Genomic DNA, 24,566 nt, shown 5'->3' with positions numbered 1-24,566 from the left:
GTCCGGTACCGGACGGCGCGGCCCGATCCGCCGAGATCCGCCGCGCAGGCCCACCGCGGCCCCGCCTCGCCCCCGGACACCCCCGCCGGGGCGAGGCGGGGTCCGTACCCCCTCCCCCACCCCGCGAGAGAGTTGCATGCCCGTGAATCTCGCTCTCACCACCACCGATCCGCAGGGCCGGCGCTCCGATCACCTGCTGGACGTGCCCGATTCGGCGACCGTCGCCGACCTCGGGTCGGTGCTGGGCGCCGCCGATCTGTTCCTGGGTGATCGGCGGCTCAATCCCGACGCGCGCGTGGGCGCGAGCGGCATCCGCGCCGGCGCGGTGATCGGTCTGGGCGCTCCCGCGCCGACCGCGACCGCGACGCAGGCGTGGCGACCGCCCGGGTCCGATCCGGTCCTGGTCACCGTGCGGCATGTCTCAGGCCCCGGCGCGGGCCGGGTGTGGCGGCTCGGCCCCGGCCGGCACGAGGTCGGCACCGATCGGGCGTGCGCGTTGCGCCTGGACGGCGGCGGTGCCCCCGCGCAGGGCACCTGGATCACGGTCGGCGCGGACGGCTCCGTCACCGTCGCCCTCCCGGACGACGCCGACGAGGCCAACTGCGGCCTGCGCAGCCTCACCCCGCCGCCGCCCGTCGATCCGATCACCGGCACGCCGCTCTCCACCGAGGAGCCCGCCGGTACGCAGGAGGGCGGGCCCGGCGGCCACTCGACCGCGCCCCCGCCCACGGGTCCGGACGGACAACCCGTACAGCCGCCGCTGCCGCCCGTCGGTCAACTGCCGGCACTCGACGACGGCTCGCTGCCCTGGCCGACCTACGCCGATCTGTCCCTCGGCGAGCACCTGCTGCGCCCGGGCCCGCCCGACGAACCCGAGGCCGCGGTACGCCCGGCCCCGGACGGCCTCGGCATCGAGTACAACCGGCCGCCGCGCATCGCGCCGCACCTGGACGCCGAGTCGATCCGGATGATGGGTCCGCCGACGGACAACAGCAAACGCCCGTTCCCCTTCCTGATGATGATCGCCCCGCTCCTGATGGGCCTGGCGATGATGTTCCTGTTCCGGAGCCTGTTCTTCGTCATCTTCGTGTTCTTCACGCCGCTGATGGCGGTCGGCAACTGGATCTCCGGCAAGCGCACGGGTCGCCGGGAATACCAGGAGGCGAAGCGGGTCTATCGCATCCGCCGCTCGGCCCTGGAAACCGAGATGCGCCGCGCGACCGTGGAGGAACGCGGGCTGCGCAACTCGACGTTCCCGGATCCGGCGGCGTTGTTGCTGACCGCGACCGGCCCGGGCCTGGCCCTGTGGCAGCGCCGGCGGCGCGACTCCGACCACCTGACCATCCGACTGGGCACACTCACCCGCGCGTCCCTCAAGAGCATCGACGACCAGGCGCGGGAGAACCACTACCGCAACGTCAACTGGCGGATCGCGGACGTGCCGTTCGGGGTCGAGATGACCGCCTTCGGGGTGGTCGGGATCGGTGCCTCCGGGGAGTTGCCGCGCCGGATCGCGAGTTGGGCGGTGATCCAGACCGCCGTCCTGCACAGCCCGCGCGACGTGCGCGTCGTCGTGCTGACCGAGGACGAACACGCCGACGCCTGGCAGTGGGTCCGGTGGCTGCCGCACCTGCGTCCCGGCCGACCCGGCGCCGCGGTGGTGGCCCTCGGCACCGACCCGGAGAGCACCGCACACCGGGTCAACGAGTTGATCGCCGACGTGCAGACCCGCATGGACTCCTCGCAGTCGGCGCTCGGCCCCACCCTGCAGCGCGAACCCGACGTGCTGGTGATCCTGGACGGCGCCCGCCGCCTGCGCGATGTGCCGGGCATGATCGACGTGTTGACGAACGGCCCGGCCGTGCGCGTGTTCAGCCTGTGCCTGGAGGAACGCGAGCACCTGCTGCCGGAGGAGTGCACGGCGGTGGTGACCGCGAACGGCGGCCGACTCGACCTGAAGGCGTCACATGTGCCGGAGGTGAAGGGCGTCCGGGCCGACCTGGTCGACCCCGCCTGGTGCGAGGAGGTGGCACGCGCCCTCGCGCCGGTGCTCGACGTCACGGTGGAGAGCGATTCCGGACTGCCGTCCGAGGTCGCGCTGTTGCCGCTGATCGGCCAGGAACCGCCGGACGCCGAGGTGCTGCTCCGGACCTGGGCGCGCCGCCCGGCGTCCACCACGTTCGTCCTGGGCAGCGGGTACGAGGGCGTGTTGCGCCTGGACCTGGTCCGCGACGGCCCGCACGGCCTGATCGGCGGCACCACCGGCTCGGGCAAGTCGGAACTCCTCCAGACGATGATCGCGTCGTTGGCCGCGGTCAACCGGCCGGACGAGTTGACCTTCGTGCTGGTCGACTACAAGGGCGGCAGCGCGTTCCGCGAATGCGCCGAACTCCCGCACACCCTCGGCATGATCACCGACCTCGACGGTCATCTCGTCAAACGCGCGCTGGCCTCCCTCGACGCCGAACTCCGCCGCCGCGAGACGGTCCTGAACGAGGTCGAGGCCAAGGACCACACCGAGTACCGGATCAAGCGCGCGCGTGATCCGCGCCTGGCGCCGCTGCCCCGGCTGCTCCTGGTGATCGACGAGTTCGCCACCCTGGTCCGCGAACTGCCGGACTTCGTACCCGGTTTGATCAGCCTCGCCCAGCGTGGCCGCTCGCTGGGCCTGCATCTGCTGCTGGCCACCCAGCGGCCCGGCGGCTCGGTCAGCAACGAGATCAAGGCCAACACCAACCTGCGCATGGCGCTGCGGGTGACCGACCGCTCGGAGAGCCAGGACATCATCGACGGCATCGAGGCCGCCGGCATCTCGCCGAACAACCCGGGACGGGCCCTGGTGCGCCGCGGCGAGGGCCCGCCCACGCCGTTCCAGACCGCGTTCGTCGGCGCGGAACGCCCCGGTGCGCTGCCGAGTTCGGTCGCCAAGGCCGCCGCGTCCCGGCCGGTACGCGGCATCCGACTCGGCTGGCAGCGCCTCGGCCGCCCGCTCGACTTCTCCGAAGCCGAAGTCGACGTCGAGAACGACATGGACACGGGACCCGAGTCGCACTTCGACCCGCACGAGGACCCGATGATCGGGCAGTCCGAGGAGTTGCCGACGGACCTGCGCGCCCTGGTGGACGCGCTGTGCGAAGCCGCGGACCGGCTGCCCGACTTCCGGCCGCAGCCCAGCCCCTGGCTGCCGCCGATGGACGACCGCATGCGGCTGGACGAGTTGCCCGCCATCCCGGAACCGGCGCCCGGCGCACTGCCGATGGTCCCCTATGCCCTGCTCGACATCCCGCAGTTGCAGGCCCGGCGGCTGGCCGCGATCGACTTCGCGTCCTTCGGCCACCTGTACGTCATCGGCGCACCGCGCTCCGGCCGTACCCAGGTGCTGCGCACCATCGCGGGCGCGGCGGCGCTCACCATCCCGTGCTCCGATCTGCACATCTACGCGATCGACGCGGCCGGCGGGGGCCTGAGCGTGCTGGAGGCACTGCCGCACTGCGGCGCGGTCGTCTCGCGCCACGACGCGGAGCGCATGGAGCGGCTGATCAACCGGCTGACCGCCGAACTGACGCTTCGGCAGCGGCTGATCGCCCGCCACGACTGCGCGGACGTCACCGAACTCCGGGGCAAGGTGGGCAAGGATCAACGGCCCGCGCACCTGGTGCTCATGGTGGACGGCTGGGACGCGCTGAGCACCATGCTCGACGACTACGACGGCGGCCGGTTGTACGCCGACGTCGTGCGGCTCCTGCGCGAGGGCCAGGGTGCCGGGATCCACGTGATCGCCACGTCGGAGCGGCTGTTGCTCGGCGGGCGCCTGGCCGCGCACAACGACCATCGGCTGCTGCTGCGCCAGACCGACCCGGGCGACTACACGCTCATCGGGATGCCCCGCAACAGCATCCCGGCGGCGGTGGCGCCGGGGCGGGGTTGGCTCGCGCCGGGGGCGATCGAGGCGCAGATCGCGTTGTTGCCGTCGATCGCCGATGCGCCGGTCGCGGCGGCCGTCGACGGGGAGGACCCGTCGGCGAACGACCAGAGCGATCAGGCGGAGGCGATGCGGGAGTTGGGTCGGCGGGCGACCGTGCGCGACAGCAATGTGCCCGACGGGCGGCGTCCGTTTCGGGTCAACGAGATGCCGACGCTGATCGGTTTCCAGGAGGCGCACGACCGCATGCCGCAGTCGCTGCGCAGGCCGTTCCACGCGCTGTTGGGTGTGGGCGGCGACGCGGTCGCACCGCTGACCTACGACTTCGCGGACGGCGGCGGGTCGTTCATGGTCGCCGGGCCGCCGCGCAGCGGGCGCACCACGGCACTGGCCGCGATGTGTGTGTCGCTGCTGATGGGCGGCACCCGCCTGGTCGTTCTCACCCCGCGCGACTCGCAGTTGCGCAAGTTGTCCGCGCACGGCCTGGCGCAGGTGCTCACCGACCCCGATCCGGAGCCGGAGGTGCTGGTGGAGGCGTTGACCTCGGTGCGCGAGCATCCGGTGGTGGTCGTGGTGGACGACGCCGATCTGATGCTGGCCTGCGCCGCCGACTCGGTGTTGCGCCGGATCGCGACGTCGGGCCGGGACCACGGTCAGGGGCTGTTGTTGGCCGGGTTGGCGGAGTCGATGAGTTCGCTGGGCTGGGTCGGCATGGCCCGACGCTCGCGGCGCGGCCTGCTGCTCGGGCCCAAGACGCTCGGCGAGGCGGACCTGATCGGGGCCCGGCTGTCGGCCGAGCAGGTGCGCACGCCGCTCGGCCCGGGCCGGGGCTGGACCGCGGGCGACTCGGGCGCGGCGATCGCGGTCCAGGTGCCGCTGACGGTCCTGGACGGCTGACCGGCGGCGCGGGGCCCGTCGGCACGTTCCCGTCCACTGCGGACTTCCGGGACGTGCCGACCGGCCCTGGCGCGGCACCCCACCCGAAGTGGGGCCGGCCGGCGCCTACTTGTGCGCCGCCGCTTCCGCCTTCATCTTCGCGATGGCGGCGTTGATGTCGCCCATCAGCTTGGTGTCGGAGCTGCCCAGCGAGTCGGCGATGTCGGTGAAGTTCTTGGCATACGCCGCGATGTTGCCTGCCGAGTTCTTCATCTGCGTGCTGAAGGTGTTGTAAGCCTCCTGCAGGGCGGGGCTGGCCTTCTCGAACACCAGGCCGTTTTGGAGCAGACTTGCGACCTGGGTCTCCAGGTCGCCGAGTTCTTTGGAGATGTCGGTCAGTTTGGTGCCCATCCGGGTGGCGGCGCTGCGGATCTCGTCGTAATCGACCTTGATGTCGGCCATCGGGTCCTCCGAGGGGTTCGGGTGTCGGGTGGGGACGTGCGGGCGGGCCGCTACTGGGAGGAGTTGACCTTGTCGGCGATGTCCTTGTCCATGTCCTGGACCGACTGCATGATCTGCCGGAACTGCTGCGCGTAACCCTTGATGCTTTCCGTCGCGGCCTGGAGCGCCGTGCTGAACTTCTCGTACTGCGCCTGGAGCGCGGGGCTGGCCTTGACGAGCACGAGGTTGGTGGTCAGCACGTTGTCGACCTCGGTCTTGGCCTCCTTCATCCGGGGCACGAGCGTGTGCTCGACGCTGTTGTCCAGGAGGTTGGACACCCGGGTGATCTCGGAGTAGGTGAGTTTGATGTTGGCGCCCATGGCGGGTCTCCTCGGGAACGAGTCGGGGTGGGTCGTCACGAACGACGGTGCGGCGAGGGTCAGTTGAGCTTGCCTCCGGGCGGCGGCTTCTGCACGCCCCCGCCCTTTTCGGTACCGTTCCGGCCGGCGTCTTCGTCGGCGTACTTGGGATCGCGCTTCCACTCGCTCTTGGGTCCGTCGCGAATGTAGTGCTCGGTCGTCTTCCCGGAGTGGCTGATCATGGTGCCACTGCCGTCCTTGTTGATGGTGAAGTCCGACGTACTGGTGGTGCCGTCGCTCAACGTGGTGGTGATCGAGTAGTCGCGGACGTCGATCCGGCCCGGCTTTCCGTCCTTGCCCGCGCCCGGTACGTCGTCGACCCATTCCGGGGGACCCTTGTACGTGGTGGTCGTCTCGTAGGTCTGTCCCTGCGGATTGGTGATCTTCGACGTCTCCTTGACGATGTTGTTGTCCTTGTCCAACTCGACGCTCACGTCGATCTTGCCGTGCTCGTCCTCGTAGTGGTGCGAAGTCGGCGGCTTGTCACTGGGCTTGGGGGGCTCGTCGCCGGGCTTGGGGGGTGCGCTGTCCTCACCCTTGGCGATCCAGGCGGCACACCACGCGGGCGCCTCCGGATCGTGGCATACGTGCCGGATGCTCTCGTTCGGGTGATCGCGGAAGTACTCGGTGGCACCGATCGAGGCCAGGTAGTCGTCCCATTTGGCCTTGTCCGCGAGCCACTTGTCGTGCGCGGCCTTGGTGTTGCGCCATTGGTCGATGCCCAGGCCGGTGGTGATCAGTCCGGCCGAGCCGGAGATCCTGGAGTCCTGGTCGAAGAAGAGGTCGGATACCGCCTTGAAGCTGTCGGCGAGCTTGTTCAGCCCCTCCTTGGCCTTGGCGGTACGGGACTTGGAGTGGTGGTAGAAGCTGTTGAACGAGGTCGAGAGGCCGGAGGTGCCCAGGGCGGCGCGGCGCTCGGCGGCGCCGGCCTCGCCCAGCTCGCGAAATGCCCCACCGGAGCCCGAATCGGCCTGCTTGGCGAGTTCCCTGAGCTTGGTATTGATCTCGTGCAGGTTGGTGTAGTCGATGGCGAAATCCGCCATTCGGACCTCCTGTTCCTTGCCCGACTCGCGTGGTGCGGGCCCGCGCCGCGAACCGCTCCCATTTCTGTACGCGCCGCAACCATCACGGGTTCAACCGAGATTGTCGCGAGGAAGAATGAACCCGGCGAACCAATGGCGCGTACAAAAGTGCGCCGTGGTTGCACGAATCGAGCGAGAGAGGCGCTTCGATGGCTCGTCCCGGGGACTGGAGTGCGCTCGGCCTCGACAACGATCCGACTCCCGGCGACGCCGACCGGATCGACCGCGTGATCGCCGCGGAACTGACGTTCGTCGAACTGGCCAAGACCATCGACAGCGGTCTGACCGAGGTCAAGAACACCTCCAGCGTGATCTTCGTCGGCAAGACCGCCGAGGCGCTGCGCGGTGTCATCGACGGGAACCTGCGCAACTACATCTCCACGTTCAAGAAGGCCCACGAGGACGTACGCGCCGCGCTGACCGCCTACGTCGGCGTGATGCGTCACGAGCAACACCGCGCGGACACCGCGTTGTCCGCCGCCGCCGCACTGTCGGAGGACGACAAGGAGGGGCGGGCCGCGCACAAGACCACGGCGGAGGACGCCAAGTCGATCCTGTCCACCGCGGCCGACACCGCCGCGCGCAAGATCATGGCCGCCGGCCAGTCCATCGCCTCCCCCGTGGACGAGTGCGAGGAGTTCTGGAAGGCGCTCGGCTGGATCGCGATGATCCTGGCCATTCCCGCGATCTTCATCGGCGGCCCGCTCGCGCTGCTCAGCATCGCCCTCAACGTCGCGCTCCTGATCAAGACCGCGATCGACTTCGCGCACGGCAAGGCGAGCGTCACCCAGCTCGTGTTGGGCATCCTGGGCATGATCGCGCCCACGACCAAGGGCCTGCACCTGGGTCAGCTGTGGAGCGGCATCAAGGGCATCGGCGGACGCGGGATCACCGGTACCAAGAACTTCTTCGGCGGCGGCGCCAACTCGTTCGGCCTGTTCGGCCGGGTCGGGTTGGGCATCGACGACGCGGTGGCCGCGGCGGGCGCGTGGATCAGGGGCGGCGCACAGGGACTGAAACTGGGGCCCCTCCTGACCATGGGGCCCGGTTTCGCGAAACTGGGCGGCGGCCTCAAGTTCTTCCCCCTCGCCGCCGAACTCACCGTGATCAACCTGGCCGGCGCCAAGACGTTCTTCGGACTGCGCGCGGTGGCGACCACGCTCAACACGTTCAAGAATCTGGGCACCTCCATCGCGCACGGCCTGAGCGGCTTCAAGGGGCTGCGGCTGTTCCTGCCGGTGGCGGCCGACGAGATGCCCAACGGCCTCGGGCTGGCCTTCCGGATCGGCTTCATCGACCGCGGCGTGTTCGGCATGTACCGCTACGGCGCCTTCCTCGACGGCAAGTTCATCGGCGCGGGTTCCAAGATCTCCGCCGGCGCCAATGCCGGGTTCAACGCGTTCGGGCACGGCGGCGATCTGATCAAGCTGCCCAACGTGCACCTGGGCTCGTTCGACTCGGTGCACTCGGGCCCGCTCGGCGGCGCGTTCGACATGCCGCCGCTGTCCACGAAGTTCACCAACGGCTTCGGTCACTTCGACGTGATCAACCTGCCGTCGCTGAACACGTTCGGCACCGGCTTCCACGCCGGCAACCTGCCCGGCCTGGGCACCTTCATCAACGACCTGGGCGGCCTGAACGCGCTTACCCACCTTCCCGGAGTCGGCGCCAGGATCGCCGACATCCCCTCCTTCTCGTTCACCGGGTTGGGCCTGACCCACCTCACCGGCAACTTCTCCGTCCCGCAGGGGATCACCGCCCTCGGCGCCACCGGCGTCCACGCGCTGCCGCCCGCGCTCGGACACATCAGCGTCCCCAACCTGGACACCGTCGGCGCCGGCGTGGCCGGCAAGATCCAACTCGGCCTTCCCGGATCGAGCGCGCTGGTGCACGACCTGCCCACGCCGGGTACGAACACGCACACCGGGCTCGACGGCCTCGGCACCGTCGCCCTCCCGCAACCGGGCCACGTCGCGATGCCGGACGTGACCACGCCGGCCCTGCCGAACGTCAACGTGTCCGGAGTCGGCGCCCTCCCGCTCACCTCGCACATCCAGACGCCGAACGTCGGCGCGATGGCGAACACCGGCCACGTCACGGTCCCCTCGGTGACCGGCGTCGGCGCCCTCGGACACGTCGCGACGCCCAACGTCGGCGGCCTGCCCGCGATCGCCCAGCCGGCGACCGCCCACACCGGCGCGCCGATCCACGTGGCCGACGGGAACACGCCCCACCTCGGCGGGCCGCGTACCGGCGCCGACGGCGAGACCTCACTGGTGGGGCCCGGCACGAGCGGGGTGGACGTCAAGGGTGTCCAGGGCCTGGGCGGCACCGGCACGCACATCGACCTCAACGGCAGCCGGGTGGTCCTCGGCGGCTCGGCGTCGGGCCCGGTGGTCCACACCACGCCGGGCGGCCTGCCGGGTGTGCCGACCGTGTCCGGCGGCCTCACCGGCGGCGCGCACTTCGTCCCGGCGAACGGGGCGACGCACAACCTCAACGTGTTCATGATGCAGGGCGCGAGCTACGACTTCGCGCACACGTTCCGCACCATCCCGGGCCTGAACGGCATCGAGGTACGGGTCCTGCCGAGCACGCAGGCCGGCCGCACCGTCGACATCCACATCGATCCCGGCGGTCGCACCGACATCTCGGCGAACCACATCACCGTCGGCGACCGGGAAGTGCTGCGGATCGAGCGCGACCTGGGGGACGGCGGCACCCAACGCTGGGACTACGAGCTGAGCGCGGCGAACAACCATCGCCTCCTCGACGACCAGATCATCGACACCCACGTCACCGGCCCCGTCCCCGGGCGGGCCGTCGAACTCACCACGCTGCCCACCCCGCAGCTCCCGCACGTCACCACCACCGGGTCGACCGTGCCGACCGTCGCCGGTCCCGGGCAGCGTGTCGTCGACATCCCCGGGCTGTCCGGCACGCGCCTGGAGTACCGCATCGGCGACGGCGGCGGCATCGAGGGCATCCGGATCACCGGCGGCGCAGACGCGGCGCACCTGAACCCCTCACGCGTGACCGGCCCGGCCGGGAACGACATCGTGCGGGTCGAGCGGCAGGTCGTGGCGAACGTCGAGGTGCGCCGCTGGGACTTCGACGTGTCGGGCGAGAGCGGACGGCTCGACCGCATCGAGCGGCGCATCACCCTCACCGGCGGCGAACACGACCACACCCTGGTCGCGATCCACGTCGACCCGGACAACCGCACCCTCGGGGTCGCCCACTTCGACAACGAAGGCAACATCCTGAACGCGGGCGGGCCGCCCGTACGATTCAACGACGCGGGCATCGTCGTCCCCACACCCGGCGGCTTCCGCCTCTACGACCCGGCCGCCGGTACCCCGTCGGGCACCGGTCTGCGCCTGATCGACTCCAACGGCCACCCGTTGGCGCTGCACGTGCTGACCCCGGACGGCGGCGGCGCCCGCGCCCTCGTCGGCGCGGACGCCTCCCGGACACTCGGCGTGGTCACCGTGCCGGAACACGCGGGCGGCATGCTCCACGTCGTCCCGAACGGCACCGGCCCGACCGTGCGCGTCTTCGGCGCCGACGGCCGGTTCTCGCACAACTCGCTGCCGCTGACCGGCATCGACCGCCTGGGCCTGGCCGGCGGCCACATCCGCTCGCCGCACGTCGGTACACCGCAGATCGCCCACGCCGACGGCAGGCCGGTTCCCGACACGAGCGTCGTCCGCCAGATCGGCAACGAGTTCCGGATCCAGCACACCGGCGGCCAGTTCCACGTCGACGCCGGCGGCGCCCGCGCCCACGACGTGGTGACCCTCACCGCCCCCGGCGGCGCCGGGACCGGCCTGCACGTGTTCACCCCGGTCGGCGGCCCGGGCCGGCTGCCGCACCTGCGCGCGGATGACGGCACGCCGTCCACGACCGCGCACGTGGGCACCGTCGACCACACCTTCCACGTCACCGGCACGAGCGGGCAGCCCCACGTGGTGCGGGTGTACACCCCGGGAGGGGCGTTCTCGCACGACGCACTGCCGCTGACCGGAGGCGGCGCGCCCGGCGGCTTCATCCGACTGCCCGACGCAGCCGGCGGAGCGCCGCATCTGGTGCACGGCGACGGCCGGATCGTGCCGGGCGCCACCGTGACGCCGCAACACGGCGGCGGATACCTGGTGGATCATCCCGGCGGCAAGATCGTCGTGAACAACGTCGGCGCGCACACCCACAACGCGCTCGAGCTGACGGGCGGTCCCGGGCCCGGGCGGTTCGTTCACACCCCGGTGGGCACCCCCGGCGTCCCCGTGCTGCACCCGAGCAACCAAGGCGGCGTACCCGACACGAACCTCACCGTCACCCGCGCCGGCGACGAGTGGCGCCTCACCGACCCCGACGGGTCGTTTACCGCGCACGGTCTCGACGGCGCGCACCGCTACGACGCGACCCGCCTGAGCGGCGGCGCGTTCGACGGCCGGTTCGTGCGCATCGAACGCGGCACCGACACGCTCGTCGACGAGCACCTCGCCGCCGTCCCCCACGCACACGTCGTACGGCAACCGGGGATCATCACCGAGGGGTTCCGGCGGGAGGGGGCGACGACGGACAGCGGATTCCGGATCGGCGACGGCACCGGCCATGTCGTCGTCGACATGCGCGGCGCACACCGCTACGACGTGGTCGCCCTGCGCGGGGCCGACGGCGCCGCAACGCACGAGTTCGTCTTCACCCCGGCCCCGGTCGCCGGGGCGGCGGCGCCCGACCCGCTGCACCTGCTCAAGGGCACCGATGGCCGCAACCTCGAATTCTCGGTGGTCGCGCGCCCCGACGGCACGCTCCGGGTCATCCACGGGGACACCGGCATGGTCCGGGGCTTCTCCGCCACCGGCGTGTTCGAATTCGAGGTGTTGCGCCTGACCGGCGTGGACCGCGTCGACCTGTCGCAACTCGTCCGGGTGCACCCCGGCGGGGCACACACCCTGGTCGACGACACGCTCGCCGACATCGCGGACTCCACCGTGCACATCCGCCCCGGCGGCGGGTTCCGTGTCGGCGGCGCCGACGGCGAGTTCCGCCTGTTCGGCCCGACCGGCCGCCTCGACTTCCACGTGACCACGCGCCCGGTGACCGAGGACGGCGGCATCACCGTGTTCCGGGTGGACGACGGCGCAGGGGTCCACCGGTTCGACATGATCGGGCTGTCCGACGCCCGCATCGGCGACCCCCTGCACACCCGGTTCCTCGGCACCACCCCGGGCGACCTGCGGGTCCTCAGCGGCCATCTCGACCACCTCCCGGGCCTGCGCGCGACCCCGGAACCCGGCGGCGGATACCGGATCGGCGGCGTCGGCGCGCGCGCCGGCGAATTCCAGCGGTTCGACCCGGGCGGACGCCTGGAGTTCCAGCGCATGGACATCGTCGGCGCCCGGGGCGGCATCGACCCGAACCGGCACTTCGAGGTCACGTATCCGGCGGGCGGCGGCGAGGGCACATGGTCGCTGGTACGCACCGACGCCCACGGCATCCGTGTCCCCGTTCCGGGCCGACCGAAGTGGTTCGAGGGCGGCGTGGTCGACCCGAAGGGGGCGGACGCCGGCCACGTGCACCTGATCAGCCACCTCAAGGTCACCGTGTTCGAACGTCGCGTCCTGCCCCACGGCGGCGTCCTCGACGCCCACCACTCGTCCGCCTCGCTGGGCACGTTCAGTCTGGTCAACCAGCGGGGTCGGTGGGCCGAGTTCGACATCAACGGCAACCTCGTGCACGACGGCACCCGGCACTGGGGCGAGAGCACCCGCAGCTGGTTCGACGTCAAGAGCGTGTTCGGCTTCGACGTGCGGGTCCGACACTTCCAGCTCAGCGCGGACGGCGGGCACGTACTGACGGACTTGCGCCACCTGCCGGCGGCCCAGGGGTTCGCCGCCGACAGCAGGTGGGTGCGCTTCGACGCCGACTTCCGGGCGATCGCGTCCGGCACCCGGCACTGGGACACCGGGCTCAGCCGCGGCTGGACCGACACCATGCGCCACCCGATCACCAACGAGATCGTGCACGCCCAGAAGAAGTTCGGCCGCTTCCAATTCGGCCTGCACGACGTGCGCCGCTACCACCAGCTCGAACTGGGACCGGACGGTATCCCCAAGCGCGACTGGGTCTCCCGGCACGCCGACGGCAACATCAACGGGCTCGGCAAGACCCTGCACAACGGCGACTTCCTCAAGTTCGAACGTTTCGCCGAGCAGCGGCCCCCCGTGTTCTTCCGCAACATGTTCAGCGGCGAGTTCCGCGCCGCCGACCTCACCCGGCACCCCTGGCTGGCCCAGGACAACCGGCTGCGCGTGGGCACGTGGAAGCAGGAGCCGGCCGGCGGCGGTCCGGAAGGGCACGGCGTACAGTTCATCACCAACAACAAGACAGTCATCGATGTCGCGCACACCGGCGACATCGTCCGCGAGGTGCGCCCCCTGCACAACGGCGACACCCTCACCGTCGGCGACGTGCGGCTGCCCGACGTCGCCGGAGCGCAGGTGGCCCACCGCCCCGGCTACCTGCCGTGGACCGAGGGCGCCGACGGTCTCCACGGCCACCGCACCTTCCACGAGGGCGACTTCGCGGTCACCCCGGGCACGGGTGATCGGCAGATCACCTGGCAGGACCGGATCACCGACGACGTGGAAGACGGCGACTGGTACTCCCCCGGCACCAAGGAGTGGCGGGTGGTGCGCACCGGCCTGTCCGACGGCACGTTCATCGACTACCGGCCCAGGCCCGCCGGCGGCGCCGGCGGCGCGGGAGCCAACACCCGCGGCCTGATCGACGCGCACGCCGGGAACTGGATCCGATACGACCACCACGGCATGGTCGTCGCCCGCATGGACGCCTTCCCCACGCCCGACGGGGTGGGACACGTCGACATCATCGGCACCATGGGACGCAACTCGCGCGAGTTCCGGTGGCACGACGCGCTCGATCCCACCATCGGCGGCAAGCGCGTCACCGCGTTCGAACGGCAGATCACGCCGTGGCACTTCGACCGCGAGTCGTTCCAGGACTTCGACGGGGCCGGCAACCTCATCCGCGAGCACCGACAACTCGGCGAGGGCCTGAGCGTCCAGGGTTGGCGCGGTGTCGACGCCGCGGGCAACACGGTGTGGCACTGGAACAAGCTGGACGCGAACAACAACGTGATGAACTTCGGCGACGGTGTCGACGATCGTGTCCGGCACTGGTTCGACCGGCACGGCAACCCGCTCCCCGGCTGGGAGAAGGGCGCCCGGTGGTCCGACCGGATCACCAGCCTGGACCACCAGGTCGTCCAGGAGATCCCGGCGCGCAAATACACCAACGCCTTCCGGGACTTCTTCACCGACAGCCCATTCCGGGTCCGCGACTTCCGCCCCAACCCCGAAACACGGTTCAACCGGCACCTGTGGCAGGAGTCCGACCAGGGCATCATCGCGCAGGCGAAGATCAAACTCGCGGACGACACGTTCCTGGAGATCAACAACTTCAACAAGCACGCGCGGCGCTACGACATCGACGGCATCACCGTGATCAACGAGCGCACGATCCCCGGCTACATCCAGGAGTTCAACGCCGACGGCGCCGCCATCATCGGACGCGAGACCCACTTCACCGGCCTCGCCAACGAATACCGTGCCCTGAACCGCACCTACCGCGAACCCAACCGATGGGGCTACGGGCCGTCCAAGGACGGCGAGGTGGTGCCGGAGCCCTTCATGCTTCGGGCCATCCAATCCATCGGCATCGACATGACCCACGAGTTCCTGCTCGACTTCACCGTGAACCTCGTGGTGCTCTCCATGGTCCGGGTGCTCTCCGGCGGCGGGTTGAGCATGGTCGACGTCGGCCGCGCCGCGTTCGGCGCCGCGTTGAGCTCGATGACCAAGGGCACCGTCGCGGCCGCGCACCTGGCGGCCAACCGGGGCGGCTGGAAGGTGTACTGGTCGAACATCGACTATGGGATGCCGGGGAGTTGGCGGCCCAACGACGACAGTAACAACACCGAGTGGGGAGCGAACGAGCGCCCGGTGCGCTGGCGCGGCGGCACCTACGAGTTCACCCTGGGCCTGGGCACCGGATCGGTGGCCGGGTTCGTCAGCGGCGCGGCACAGTCCGCGATCTTCGGGGTCCGCGGCGCCGACGGCGCGATCATCAAACTCACCACCGGCGACGCCGCGTTGGCCGGTCTGGCCTCCGCGGTCGGCGGGGTCCTCGGCACCGTCTCGGTGGGCGCGCTGCGCGCTCTGGTCCAGCACTCGATGGGCAGCCGGTGGATCCACCGCCAGGGACCGATGGACATCTTCGTGATCGGCGGGCTGGGCAAGATGGTCGAGAAACTCTTCGGCCTGCTGGTGCTCAGCCCCGCGACCGTACGTTGGATCGGCCATGTACCGGACGGGACGTCGTCCGACAACCTCCTGCCGGGATCGGGGACGGGTAGCGGATGAGCACTACGGCAATCCACGTCGACCCGGGGGGCCGCCGAAGCCGGCGCACCATCGCCGCCGCGCTCGCCGCCGCGCCCGCCGGCGCCGAGATCGTGATCGCCCCCGGCGAGTATCCGGAGGCGCTGCGCCTGGAGCGGCGGGTGGTGCTGCGCGCCGAGCACGGGGCGGGCACGGTCGTGGTGCGCGCGCCCGGCGGCGTCGCGCTGACCGCGGCCGCGCCCGACTGCGTGGTCCGCGGCCTCGTGCTGCGCGGCGCCGACCCGGCGGAGCCGGTGGTGCGGGTGGAGGACGCGGCGGGCCTGACCCTGGAGGGATGCGAACTCGACCGGGGCCGGGTGGAGGTGGTCGGTTCGACGAGCACGGCCGGCGCCGCGCACAACGCCTCGCTCGGGTTCGCCGACACCCTGGAGGCCGACCTCGGCGATCCGACCGGCGGCGGCGTCCTGGTGATCCGTCGCGGCCGGCTGCGCGGGGCCCGGCACGGCGCGCTGGTTCTGGCGGGCGATGCCCGGGCCCGCGTCGAGGACACGCTCCTGGAGACCATCGACGGCATCGGCGTGGCACTGTCCGACCACGCGGTGCTGATCGCCGACCGGTTGCGGGTGCGCGATACCTCCGGCTCGGCGCTGCGGGTACGCGGCGACGCCCGGCTGCTCGCCCTGGACACCACGCTCGACCGCGCCGGACGCAACGGCGCCCTGGTCGAGGACCGCGGCGAACTGCGCCTGGTCGACTGCCGGATCCGCGCGGCGGGCCGCAGCGGCGTGCAGGCCGAACACGAGGCCCGCGTACACCTGAACGACTGCCGGATCACCGACGCCAAGGCCAGCGCTATCGCCACCGGCGGCGCGGCGCGCCTTGGCGCGGACGGCTGCCGGATCGAGGCCCCGGCCGGCAACGGCGTCGTCGCGCTCGGCGTCTCCGAGGTGACGATGACCGCGTCGCTGATCACCCGCTCCGGATTCACCGCGATCCATCTCGGTGAGAACTCCCGGGCCCGCATCGGCGGTTGCCGACTCGATCGCAGCGACGAACACGGCCTCGCGGTGGTCGCGGGCGCCGAGGCGCAGATCGCCGACCTCACCGTCACCGACGCCGGCATGTGCGGGGTGCATGTGGCCGACGCGGCCGGGTTGACCATGGTCGCCTCCCGGATCGAGGGCGGCGAGACGGGGGTTCGGCTGCGCTCGGCCACCGAATCCGAACTGCGCGAGTGTGTGGTGAGCCGATCCCGCCGCACCGGTGTCGAGATCGGCGCGGACGCGGTCGCCACGTTGTACGCCACCCGGATCGCCGAGAGCGGCAGCGCCGGGGTCAGCGTCGAATCCGGTGCCCGGATGCGCATGGACGGCGGCGGTATCTTCGCCGTCGCCGGCAGCGGTTTGGTGCTCGGGCGCGACGCGACACCGACCGTGCGCGGCATCCGGGTGGACGGGACCGGCAAGAACGGCATCCTGTTCGGGGACGGCGCGGGCGGCCTGATCGAACACAGCGACCTGTCGGCGTGTGCCTACCCCGCGCTGCACATCGGCCGCGACGCCGAGCCGAGGTTCGTCGGGTGTCGGATCTTCGACTGTGCGCGCGACATCGGCCACTCCGACGGCGCCCGCCCGGTGTTCCAGGACTGCGTGTCCGTCCGGGTCGAGACCTCGACCCTGCCCGACTCGTCGCCGGTCACCCCCGGCGCGCCGCCCCGGCCCACGAAACCGGCCCCGGTCGGCGGGGTCGCCCCGGTCGGCGCGAGCCCCGCCCCCGCCGCGCCGGCGGTGGTCGACCTGGCCGAACTCGGCGAGGCACCGCCACCGCCGGAGACCCTGGACGACCTGCTCGCCGAACTCGACGAACTCGTCGGCCTCGGCGGCGTCAAGCGCGACGTCGGCGGCATGGTGAAGCTGATGCAGACGGTCCGCATGCGCCAGGAGGCCGGACTGCCCGCGCCGCCGCTCAGCCGGCACCTGGTCTTCGCGGGCAACCCGGGCACCGGCAAGACCACCATCGCGCGCCTGTACGGCCGGCTGCTCAAGGCCCTCGGGCTGCTGGAGCGCGGCCACCTCGTCGAGGTCGACCGCAGCGCCCTGGTCGGCGAATACGTCGGGCACACCGGCCCCAAGACGACCGAGTCGTTCAATCGGGCCCGGGGCGGCGTGTTGTTCATCGACGAGGCGTACGCCCTCGTGCCCGCCGGCGTGGCGAACGACTTCGGCGGCGAGGCCGTCGCGACCCTCGTCAAACTCATGGAGGACCACCGCGACGAGGTCGTGGTGATCGTCGCCGGATACCCGGACGAGATGGAGCGGTTCATCGCATCGAACCCGGGTCTGTCCTCCCGCTTCACCCGCAGCCTGCTGTTCGACGACTACTCGGCCGGCGACCTGGTGCGCATCGTCGAACACCACGCGGGCCGGCACCGCTACGAACTCAGCACCGCCGCACGCAAAGCGCTCGGCGAGCTGTTCACCGCGATGCCGCGCGGCGCGCAGTTCGGCAACGGCCGTACCGCGCGGCAGGTGTTCCAGCAGATGACGGAACGTCAGGCCATGCGGATGGCCGATCTCGACGCTCCGGACGCGCAGCAGTTGATGGTCCTGGACGACATGGATCTGCCGCGGTTGGTCGGCTCCGATTGACCGGGTTTCGCCGGCCGATCCCGGCGTCGACGCATGGCTTGTGGCCGATGGCCTTGGCTGATGGAGGAGTAGTTCGTGTCTGCACCCAATGAACCCAACACCTCGGCTCCGCCGGGTAGTTCGTCGGCTTCCCCGGCCGCCGGGGCCGCGCCGTCGTTCGCGCAGGCGTACGCCCGCCGGCCGCCCCGTCCCGCGCGCGGCCTCCTGCCCGGGCGGCGGGTATGGATCTCCCTCGCCTCCGCGGCCGGCATCGTCACCGTCAGCACGCTGGCGGTGACCCTGGCCCAGAGCAGCGCGAGCGGCGACACCGCGACGCACCACCGCACGGTCTCGGCAGTGGGTGCCAAGACCGGCGCGCCGGGCAAGGGCGGCGCACCCGGGGCGAACGGAGCCGACGGCCTGCCGGGGTCGCCCGGCGCGCCCGGGGCACCGGGAGCGCCCGGGGCGGATGGGCTGCCCGGCGCGAACGGCCTGCCCGGAGCCGACGGATCGCCGGGCGCCCCGGGCGCACCCGGCCAGGCCGACGCCGCGGCGACGACGCCGCCCGCCGCCGATCCGCCGCCCACGACGCAGCGTCCCGCCGCACCGCCCGCGCCCAAGCAGACGCCGGTCAAGCAGGAACCGCGGAGCGAGGCGCCCAAGCCCATGGTCGGCGGCCCGGGGCCGGCGATGCCGCCGTCGAAGCCGGACGTCCCCGGCAGCCCGCTGCGCAACCCGGCCTCCGGGAAGTGCCTGAGCGGCTCGGCCGGTTCCGACGGCACGCCACTGATCCTGTGGTCGTGCAACGGCGACGTGAACCAGAAGTGGGACATCCGCCCCGACGGCACGATCCGCACCAAGGGCCTGTGCATGGACGCGGCCTGGGGCGGCACCGCGTCCGGCACCGTCGTACAACTCGCCTACTGCAGCGGCAATCCCGCTCAGCAGTTCGCGCTGCGCAACAACACCCTCTACACGAAGACCGCCAACATGTGCGCCGACATCTGGAACAACAACTCCGGCGACGGCGCGGCGATCCGCCTCTACGCCTGCCACGGCACCTGGAACCAGGCCTGGACGCGCTGACCCTCGCCCGGCCGGCCGACACCGCCCCACCGACCGCGGGTCACCCGATCACACCACCGCCGAACCGGTGACGTCCGCGCCGGCACCCATGTCGGAGCAGGGTGCCGGCATACCCCCGGGGGACGCTGGTCGGATGATGGACACAGGGACCGGGCCGGACCCGGCCGACGAGCCGAGCCACGCCGACGGCGGGCGGGCCGACCCCCGAACCGAGGCGTGCCCGGCCGCTGCCGGCGGTGGAGGGTCCCACGCGGCTCCCCCGCCGCCGGCACCGTCCTCGCGACTGCGCCGGTTGCTCGCCCTGCCCCGCCGCAACCAGGCGAAGTCCCGCCGGGTGGTGCGCCGTCGGCTCGGGCGGCCGTGCACCGCCAAGGCCGTCGTCATGAACCCCAATCTCCCGCGCCCGAAACCGCCGCTGCGCTCCGGCGGTCCGGGCTCGCTCGTGTCCTGGCAGAGCCTGGGTGCCAATGGTCGCAAGTTCGTCTCGGAGGCCACCGATCCGGCGCTGATCACCGCGTTCAGCGGCAGGCCCGCCACCGCCCCGATCCGGGTGTACATCGGCGAGGACCCCGAGGACACCGACTTCCGCGGCGCCGTGGCGCCGGCCGTGCGCGAACTGGACCGCACCGGCGCCTGGACGAGTACACAGCACCTCCGGCGGGCCCGGTCAGCGGTCGAAGACCCGAAATCGCCCGGGGGCCGGGACCGGCTCTCCGTAGACTCCTACAAGAGGCCGGCGCCGTCGTCGGCGCCGCCGCGTGTGTCGGCGTCGATCGCGGAGCGGCGCGCGGCGGAGCCGAAGCCCAGCCAGGCGTGCCGGTTCCCGCCGCCGACGCCGTTCCCGAGACCCAAGGTCCGGGAGCACCCGACATGTCACACCTTTCGCCACCGTGCCATGGCGAACGAGAAGCCCCCGAACAACATCAGCCCGACCGCGACCACCCCGAGCAGCGGCGGACCCGCCGCCGTGTCGGCGAAGGTGCGCAGCGTGTCGTCGAGGCCCTTGGCCTTGTCCGGGTCGTACTTGGCCGCCGCGACCAGGACGAACACCCCGGCCGCGGTGAACACGGCGCCGCGACTGACCCCGCCGGCGACGCCGAGCGTGTCGACCACCCGCTCGGTGCGGGTCGACATGCGCCCGAGTTCGAGGTGGTCGCGATACTTGCGCAGCAGCGCCCGTACCGCGATCCAGACCCCGGCGACGACCACCACGAGCCCCGCCGCGGCCACCAGCCAGCGGCCGGCGGGCAGATCCAGCGCCTCGGCGGTGGCGCCCTTGGACTGCTTGTCGGAGGCTCCCTCCTCGGAGCCGCCCGAACCGCCGGAGCCGTCCTTGCGCCCGGCGGCCAATGCGATCACCGAAGCGGCGACGAACGCGTAGAACCCGAACCGGGCCAGCGACGCGAGCCGCTTGGAGGCATCACGCCCGCCGGGCCCCGCCGCGCCGAACACCGCCTCGGACAGCCGCCACAACGCCATGCAGGCCAGGCCGATCCCCAGTGCCCACACCAGGAAGCCGCCGAACGGCTGCCTGGCCAACTCCTTCACCGCACCGCCCCGATCGGCCTGCCGGCCGGAATCGCCGACGGCGATCCGCAGGGCCAGGATGCCGACCAGGAGGTACACCACGCCCCGCGCCACGAATCCCGCGCGCCCTGCGGCGGCCACCGCGGTACCGCCCGCCGCGGAACGTCCCACGGCGGTGTTTCGTAGTCCGGTCGTCGTTGTCCTCATCGCGAAGAGACCCTTCTGTGTCCGTCTCCTCGCGCCTGCCCCGAGGCCGGCTTTCGATGCCGCCCGGCCGGCGACGGGTCGATCGCGCGGCGCCGCGCCGCCGGGGTTCAGAAGGTCAGATGCGCGGCCACCGGGGCGTGGTCGGAGCCGGCCGCGCCCTGGCGTTCGACGGGCTGCGCGTTGATCGACGGCAGCGGGCCGTCGGCGCCGGTGAACACCTCCTCGAGGCGTTGCAGCAGTTGGTGGCTGACCAGGAGGTGGTCGATCAGTTCGCCCTGGCCCTCGAAGACACGGGAGACCCGCTGTTCCACGGGGATCTTCAGGCCGAGGTTCCACAACCGCGCCGCGTCCCCCTTGTCCGGATGCTCGAATCCGCCGGTGCCGATCTGCGATCCGGGCGGGCCGTACATGATCTGCGTGGTCGCGGCGAGCGGGGTGTCGTTGAGGTCGCCCATCACGATCACGTCGCGGGTGCGACCGTCGCCGCCGAGCAGTTCGTCCGCCAGGGCACGCATCGTGGTCGCCTCGGCACCGCGCCGCCACAGCGCGTACGCGGCGTAGCGGGCACGTTCGCCCTCGTTCTTCGGGTTGTGCCGATTTCCCGGGTAGGTCAGCAGCTTCGACTTCAGGTGGCACACCGCCGCGTGCAGGGTCCGGCCGGGCACCGGTTCCAGGGTGACCGCGAGCCCGCCGCGACCCATCGCGTTCAGGGGCGCGCCGGTGTCCGCGGTCTGCAGCGGGGTGAACTGGCTGGGGAAGGCGGTGACATCGGCGGTCACCGTGAGCGGGTGGCGGCTGAGGAACCCCACCCGGATCCGCCGCCCGTCCGGGTGCGCGGACAGCTCGGTGTGCCACGTCCCGTCCAGGCGGCCGACCAGGTCGTCGAGCGCGTCCGGGTTGCCGACCTCCTGCACCCCGAGCAGGTCCGGGTTCAGCCGATCGATCGTGGCCGCGAGCGCATCCAGCTTCGCGTCGAACTCGGCTTGTGTCTTCGGGCCGTCCTGTTCCCCCGGCAGGAACAGGTTCTCCAGGTTCCACGTCGCCAACGTCACCCGCATGGGGCACCTCCTGCTGTCCGGCATGCCGCGCGTACGCCCGGCCGCACCCAGTCTCCGCGCGATACGCCTTCGCGTCCCGTCGAATCCCCGGACACACCTCGCCGTTTCACCCGGACGCCACGGCCGACACCGCCCCGGGCGCGTCGGCCTCCCCGCCGCCCGGGAATCCGACCGACTACCCCGCCGGCGTGCCGCGCCGCGCCGAATCGCGCAGCCGCTCGGCGAACGCCAGTACCGAATCCCGGAGTTCGTCCGGTCGCTCGACGACGAACGGCCGGTCCAGGGACGCCAGCAGGGCCGGCACCCAGTCGAGTCGTTCCGCACGAAGCTCCACCCGGCACCAGGGGGCGGCGTCCGGATCGGCCCCGCCCGGAGGGGACGCCTCCACGACGATCGCGAGCGCCGCGGGGAGCCGGGCCCGGATCCGCTCGGCCGTTTCCCGCACCAGCACGCTCATCTCGTGGCGGTAGGGGGCGCGGGCGAACCCGGTCAGCACACGCTGCGCCGGGTCGACGTCGGCGGGCGGCTCGAACGTGCCGGGCAGGGCCCGGGCGTCGGCGATGCGATCCAGGCGGAGGGTACGGTCCTCGCCGGCTCCGACGTCCAGGCCGGTCACGTACCACCGGCCCGAGTGGGCCACGAGCCCGTACGGGTGCAGCGTGCGCTCGCCGCGCCGGCCGTCGGCGGCGGTGTATCGGAGCGAGATCGGCCGGTGATGGCGCACCGCGTCGGCGATCGTGAGCAACACCGCCGTCTCCGGAGCGGTCGGCTCGCCCGGCTCGGCGGTGAAGGCGAGCGAGTCGAGCACGGCGTCGAGTCGCCCGGCGAGCGCTCGCGGCAACACGCGCCGGATCTTGGCCGCCGCCGTATCCCCCGCCGTCCCCGCCGCCGTGGTCAGGGCCGCCCGCCGACCCGCGATCAGGCCGAGCAGCACGGCCAGCGCCTCGTCATCGGTCAGCATCAGCGGGGGCATGCGGTAGCCCGCCGACAACCGGTAGCCGCCATAGCGCCCGCGCACCGACTCGACGGGGATGTCCAGGTCGACGAGATGTCGGACGTACCGCCGCACGGTGCGCTCGTCGACCTCCAGACGATCGGCGAGTTCGGCGACGGTACGGGTGCCGCCGGCCTGGAGCAGTTCGAGGAGGGCGAGCACGCGGGTGGTGGGTCGGGCCATGACGGTAAGTATCTCGCGAATACCGGGCGGATTCCGTCCGGTATCACCTCTAGCGTGTCACCGAAGGCTCCGACCGACACCCGGCGGCGCATCGACCTCTCAGGAGAAACCCGTGAACCTCGTCTCGATCCGCATCATCACCGACGACGTCGACCGCCTCGTCGACTTCTACGAGCGGGTCACCGGCGTGCCGGCCACCCGGTTCACCGAGGACTTCGCCGAACTCGTCATCGGCTCGACCACCCTCGCGATCGGCGGCACCCGCACCGTCCCCCTGTTCGCCCCCGGCTCCGCCCACGCGGGCGACAACCGCAGCGTCATCATCGAATTCCTCGTCGACGACGTGGACGCAGTCCACCGGAACCTGACCGGCGACGTGAGCGACTTCGTCAACGAGCCGACCACGATGCCGTGGGGCAACCGCGCGCTTTTGTTCCGCGACCCCGACGGCAACCTCGTCAACTTCTTCACCCCCGTGACCCCGGCCGCCATCGCGAAATTCGCCCGCTGACGTCGCACGTCGACGCTCGGCCGGCCCTGGTTGACCTTCCCCCTGGGGCAGGCCACACCATCGGTGGGGCCGGGCAACGGGCCCGGGACGAGGAGAAGAGCCGGTATGGAGTTGTGGACCATCGGCGCGTTCGCCAAGGCCTCCCGGCTGTCGCCCAAGGCGCTGCGCCTCTACGACGAACTCGGCCTGCTGACACCGGCGCGTGTCGACCCGGCCACGGGATACCGCCTGTATGCGCCGGAACAGTTGGACCGGGCCCGGCTGGTCGCCTGGCTGCGCCGGTTGGGCATGCCGCTGACCCGGATCCGGCACGTATGCGAACTGGAGGCCGGCCCCGCGGCCCGGGAGGTCCGGGCGTTCTGGGCCGGGGTCGAGGCCGACGTCGTGGCGCGCCGGGATCTGGCCGGCTTCCTCGTCGAGCACCTGTCCCGGAGGGATTCAGCCATGACCACACCCGCCCGCCCCCTGGGCATTCGTTACGCCGCCCTGTCCGACACCGGCCTGGTCCGCCCCACCAACCAGGACACCGCGTACGCGGGGCCCCACCTCCTGGCCGTGGCCGACGGCTACGGCACGGCGGGCGCCGAAGCCGGCGCGGCCGCCGTCGACGCCCTCAAGCACCTCGAAACCGCCGGCATCGCGGCGGACGGCCTGCTCAACGTGCTCGAGGACGCCGTCGAACAGGCGAAGCAGGCCGTACACGGCGTCACCGGCGCCGACTCCCCCGAAGCCGGCGGTACGACCCTGACCGCGATGCTCTGGACCGGCGCACACCTGGCCCTGGTCCACATCGGCGACTCCCGCGCCTACCTCCGGCGCGACGGGGAGCTGTTCCAGGTCACGCAGGACCACACCATCGTGCAGTCGATGGTCGACGAGGGTCGCATCACCCCGGAGGAGGGCGCCTCCCACCCCCAGCGATCACTGCTGCTCAAGGCCCTGGGCCATGGCACCGACGCCACCCCCGACCTGCGGTTGCGGGACGCCCGCCGGGGCGATCGATACCTGCTCTGCTCCGACGGCCTGTCGACGATCGTGCCGCCCGAACAGATCCACCGCGTGCTCGCCGAGACCCCCGACCCCGGCCGCGCCGTCCGCGAACTCGTCGCCCTCGCCGACGACTCCGGCAGTCCCGACAACGTCAGCTGCGTGGTCGCCGACATCGTCGAACCGTGCGAACAGACGTAGCCGGCGGCCACGATCGGGG

13 protein-coding genes and 1 pseudogene are annotated in these 24,566 nt (G+C 71.8%); 7 read left to right on the top strand and 7 right to left on the bottom strand.

Annotation, left to right across the window (positions count from 1 at the left end; translation table 11 throughout):
* Positions 1 to 136: 136 nt before the first annotated feature.
* Entirely contained in the window at positions 137 to 4,819 is a 4,683-nt protein-coding gene (locus ACWGR4_RS44410) for an FtsK/SpoIIIE domain-containing protein (protein ID WP_452132537.1), read from the top strand.
* A gap of 105 nt (positions 4,820 to 4,924) precedes the next feature.
* Here the strand turns inward: ACWGR4_RS44410 and ACWGR4_RS44405 are convergent, their stop codons facing one another.
* From ACWGR4_RS44405 to ACWGR4_RS44395, 3 genes are read right to left on the bottom strand one after another with little or no spacing between them, the layout of a single operon-like run.
* On the bottom strand, positions 4,925 to 5,260 hold the full coding sequence (locus tag ACWGR4_RS44405; protein ID WP_452132538.1) for a WXG100 family type VII secretion target: 336 nt from the start codon (positions 5,258 to 5,260) through the stop codon (positions 4,925 to 4,927).
* Between the two features lie 50 nt (positions 5,261 to 5,310).
* Entirely contained in the window at positions 5,311 to 5,619 is a 309-nt protein-coding gene (locus ACWGR4_RS44400) for a hypothetical protein (protein WP_078982172.1), read from the bottom strand.
* Between the two features lie 59 nt (positions 5,620 to 5,678).
* Positions 5,679 to 6,701, bottom strand: coding sequence for a serine/arginine repetitive matrix protein 2 (locus ACWGR4_RS44395; protein WP_452132539.1), 1,023 nt, complete (start codon positions 6,699 to 6,701; stop codon positions 5,679 to 5,681).
* 188 nt (positions 6,702 to 6,889) lie between these two features.
* Between ACWGR4_RS44395 and ACWGR4_RS44390 the strand changes: the two genes are divergently transcribed.
* The 4 genes and pseudogenes from ACWGR4_RS44390 to ACWGR4_RS44375 form a co-directional block, all read left to right on the top strand.
* On the top strand, positions 6,890 to 15,187 hold the full coding sequence (locus ACWGR4_RS44390; protein ID WP_452132540.1) for a hypothetical protein: 8,298 nt from the start codon (positions 6,890 to 6,892) through the stop codon (positions 15,185 to 15,187).
* A complete protein-coding gene (locus tag ACWGR4_RS44385) occupies positions 15,184 to 17,814 on the top strand; it encodes a right-handed parallel beta-helix repeat-containing protein (protein WP_452132541.1) in 2,631 nt (876 codons plus the stop codon). Before ACWGR4_RS44390 ends, ACWGR4_RS44385 begins: the two co-directional genes overlap by 4 nt.
* Positions 17,815 to 17,889: 75 nt before the next feature.
* On the top strand, positions 17,890 to 18,879 hold the full coding sequence (locus ACWGR4_RS44380; RefSeq protein ID WP_452132542.1) for a ricin-type beta-trefoil lectin domain protein: 990 nt from the start codon (positions 17,890 to 17,892) through the stop codon (positions 18,877 to 18,879).
* Positions 18,880 to 18,967: 88 nt separating this feature from the next.
* Positions 18,968 to 19,357 (top strand): annotated as a pseudogene (locus ACWGR4_RS44375) (alpha/beta-hydrolase N-terminal domain-containing protein); the annotation flags it as partial.
* A 245-nt stretch (positions 19,358 to 19,602) separates the two neighbouring features.
* Here the strand turns inward: ACWGR4_RS44375 and ACWGR4_RS44370 are convergent.
* The 4 genes from ACWGR4_RS44370 to ACWGR4_RS44355 all read right to left on the bottom strand — a co-directional run bounded on the left by ACWGR4_RS44370 (position 19,603) and on the right by ACWGR4_RS44355 (position 22,848).
* The gene (locus ACWGR4_RS44370) at positions 19,603 to 19,731 is read right to left on the bottom strand and encodes a hypothetical protein (RefSeq protein ID WP_452132543.1); all 129 of its coding nucleotides are present in this window, start codon (positions 19,729 to 19,731) and stop codon (positions 19,603 to 19,605) included.
* A 21-nt stretch (positions 19,732 to 19,752) separates the two neighbouring features.
* Positions 19,753 to 20,613 (bottom strand): DUF1206 domain-containing protein, encoded by an 861-nt coding sequence (locus tag ACWGR4_RS44365; protein WP_452132544.1) that lies wholly within the window; start codon positions 20,611 to 20,613, stop codon positions 19,753 to 19,755.
* A 107-nt stretch (positions 20,614 to 20,720) separates the two neighbouring features.
* Complete coding sequence (locus ACWGR4_RS44360; protein WP_380008069.1) at positions 20,721 to 21,665, bottom strand: endonuclease/exonuclease/phosphatase family protein; 945 nt, start codon at positions 21,663 to 21,665, stop codon at positions 20,721 to 20,723.
* A gap of 181 nt (positions 21,666 to 21,846) precedes the next feature.
* Entirely contained in the window at positions 21,847 to 22,848 is a 1,002-nt protein-coding gene (locus ACWGR4_RS44355) for a helix-turn-helix transcriptional regulator (RefSeq protein WP_452132545.1), read from the bottom strand.
* A 112-nt stretch (positions 22,849 to 22,960) separates the two neighbouring features.
* Between ACWGR4_RS44355 and ACWGR4_RS44350 the strand changes: the two genes are divergently transcribed.
* Together ACWGR4_RS44350 and ACWGR4_RS44345 are read left to right on the top strand one after the other, a co-directional pair.
* Positions 22,961 to 23,359: a VOC family protein gene (locus ACWGR4_RS44350; protein WP_452132546.1), complete on the top strand. Its 399-nt coding sequence runs from the start codon at positions 22,961 to 22,963 to the stop codon at positions 23,357 to 23,359.
* A gap of 105 nt (positions 23,360 to 23,464) precedes the next feature.
* The gene (locus ACWGR4_RS44345; protein WP_452132547.1) at positions 23,465 to 24,547 is read left to right on the top strand and encodes a MerR family transcriptional regulator; all 1,083 of its coding nucleotides are present in this window, start codon (positions 23,465 to 23,467) and stop codon (positions 24,545 to 24,547) included.
* Positions 24,548 to 24,566 lie beyond the last annotated feature (19 nt).

The organism is Embleya sp. NPDC055664 (genome assembly GCF_053618075.1).
Note: the sequence above shows the minus strand (reverse complement) of the source record. Positions and strands in the feature narration are given on the sequence as shown.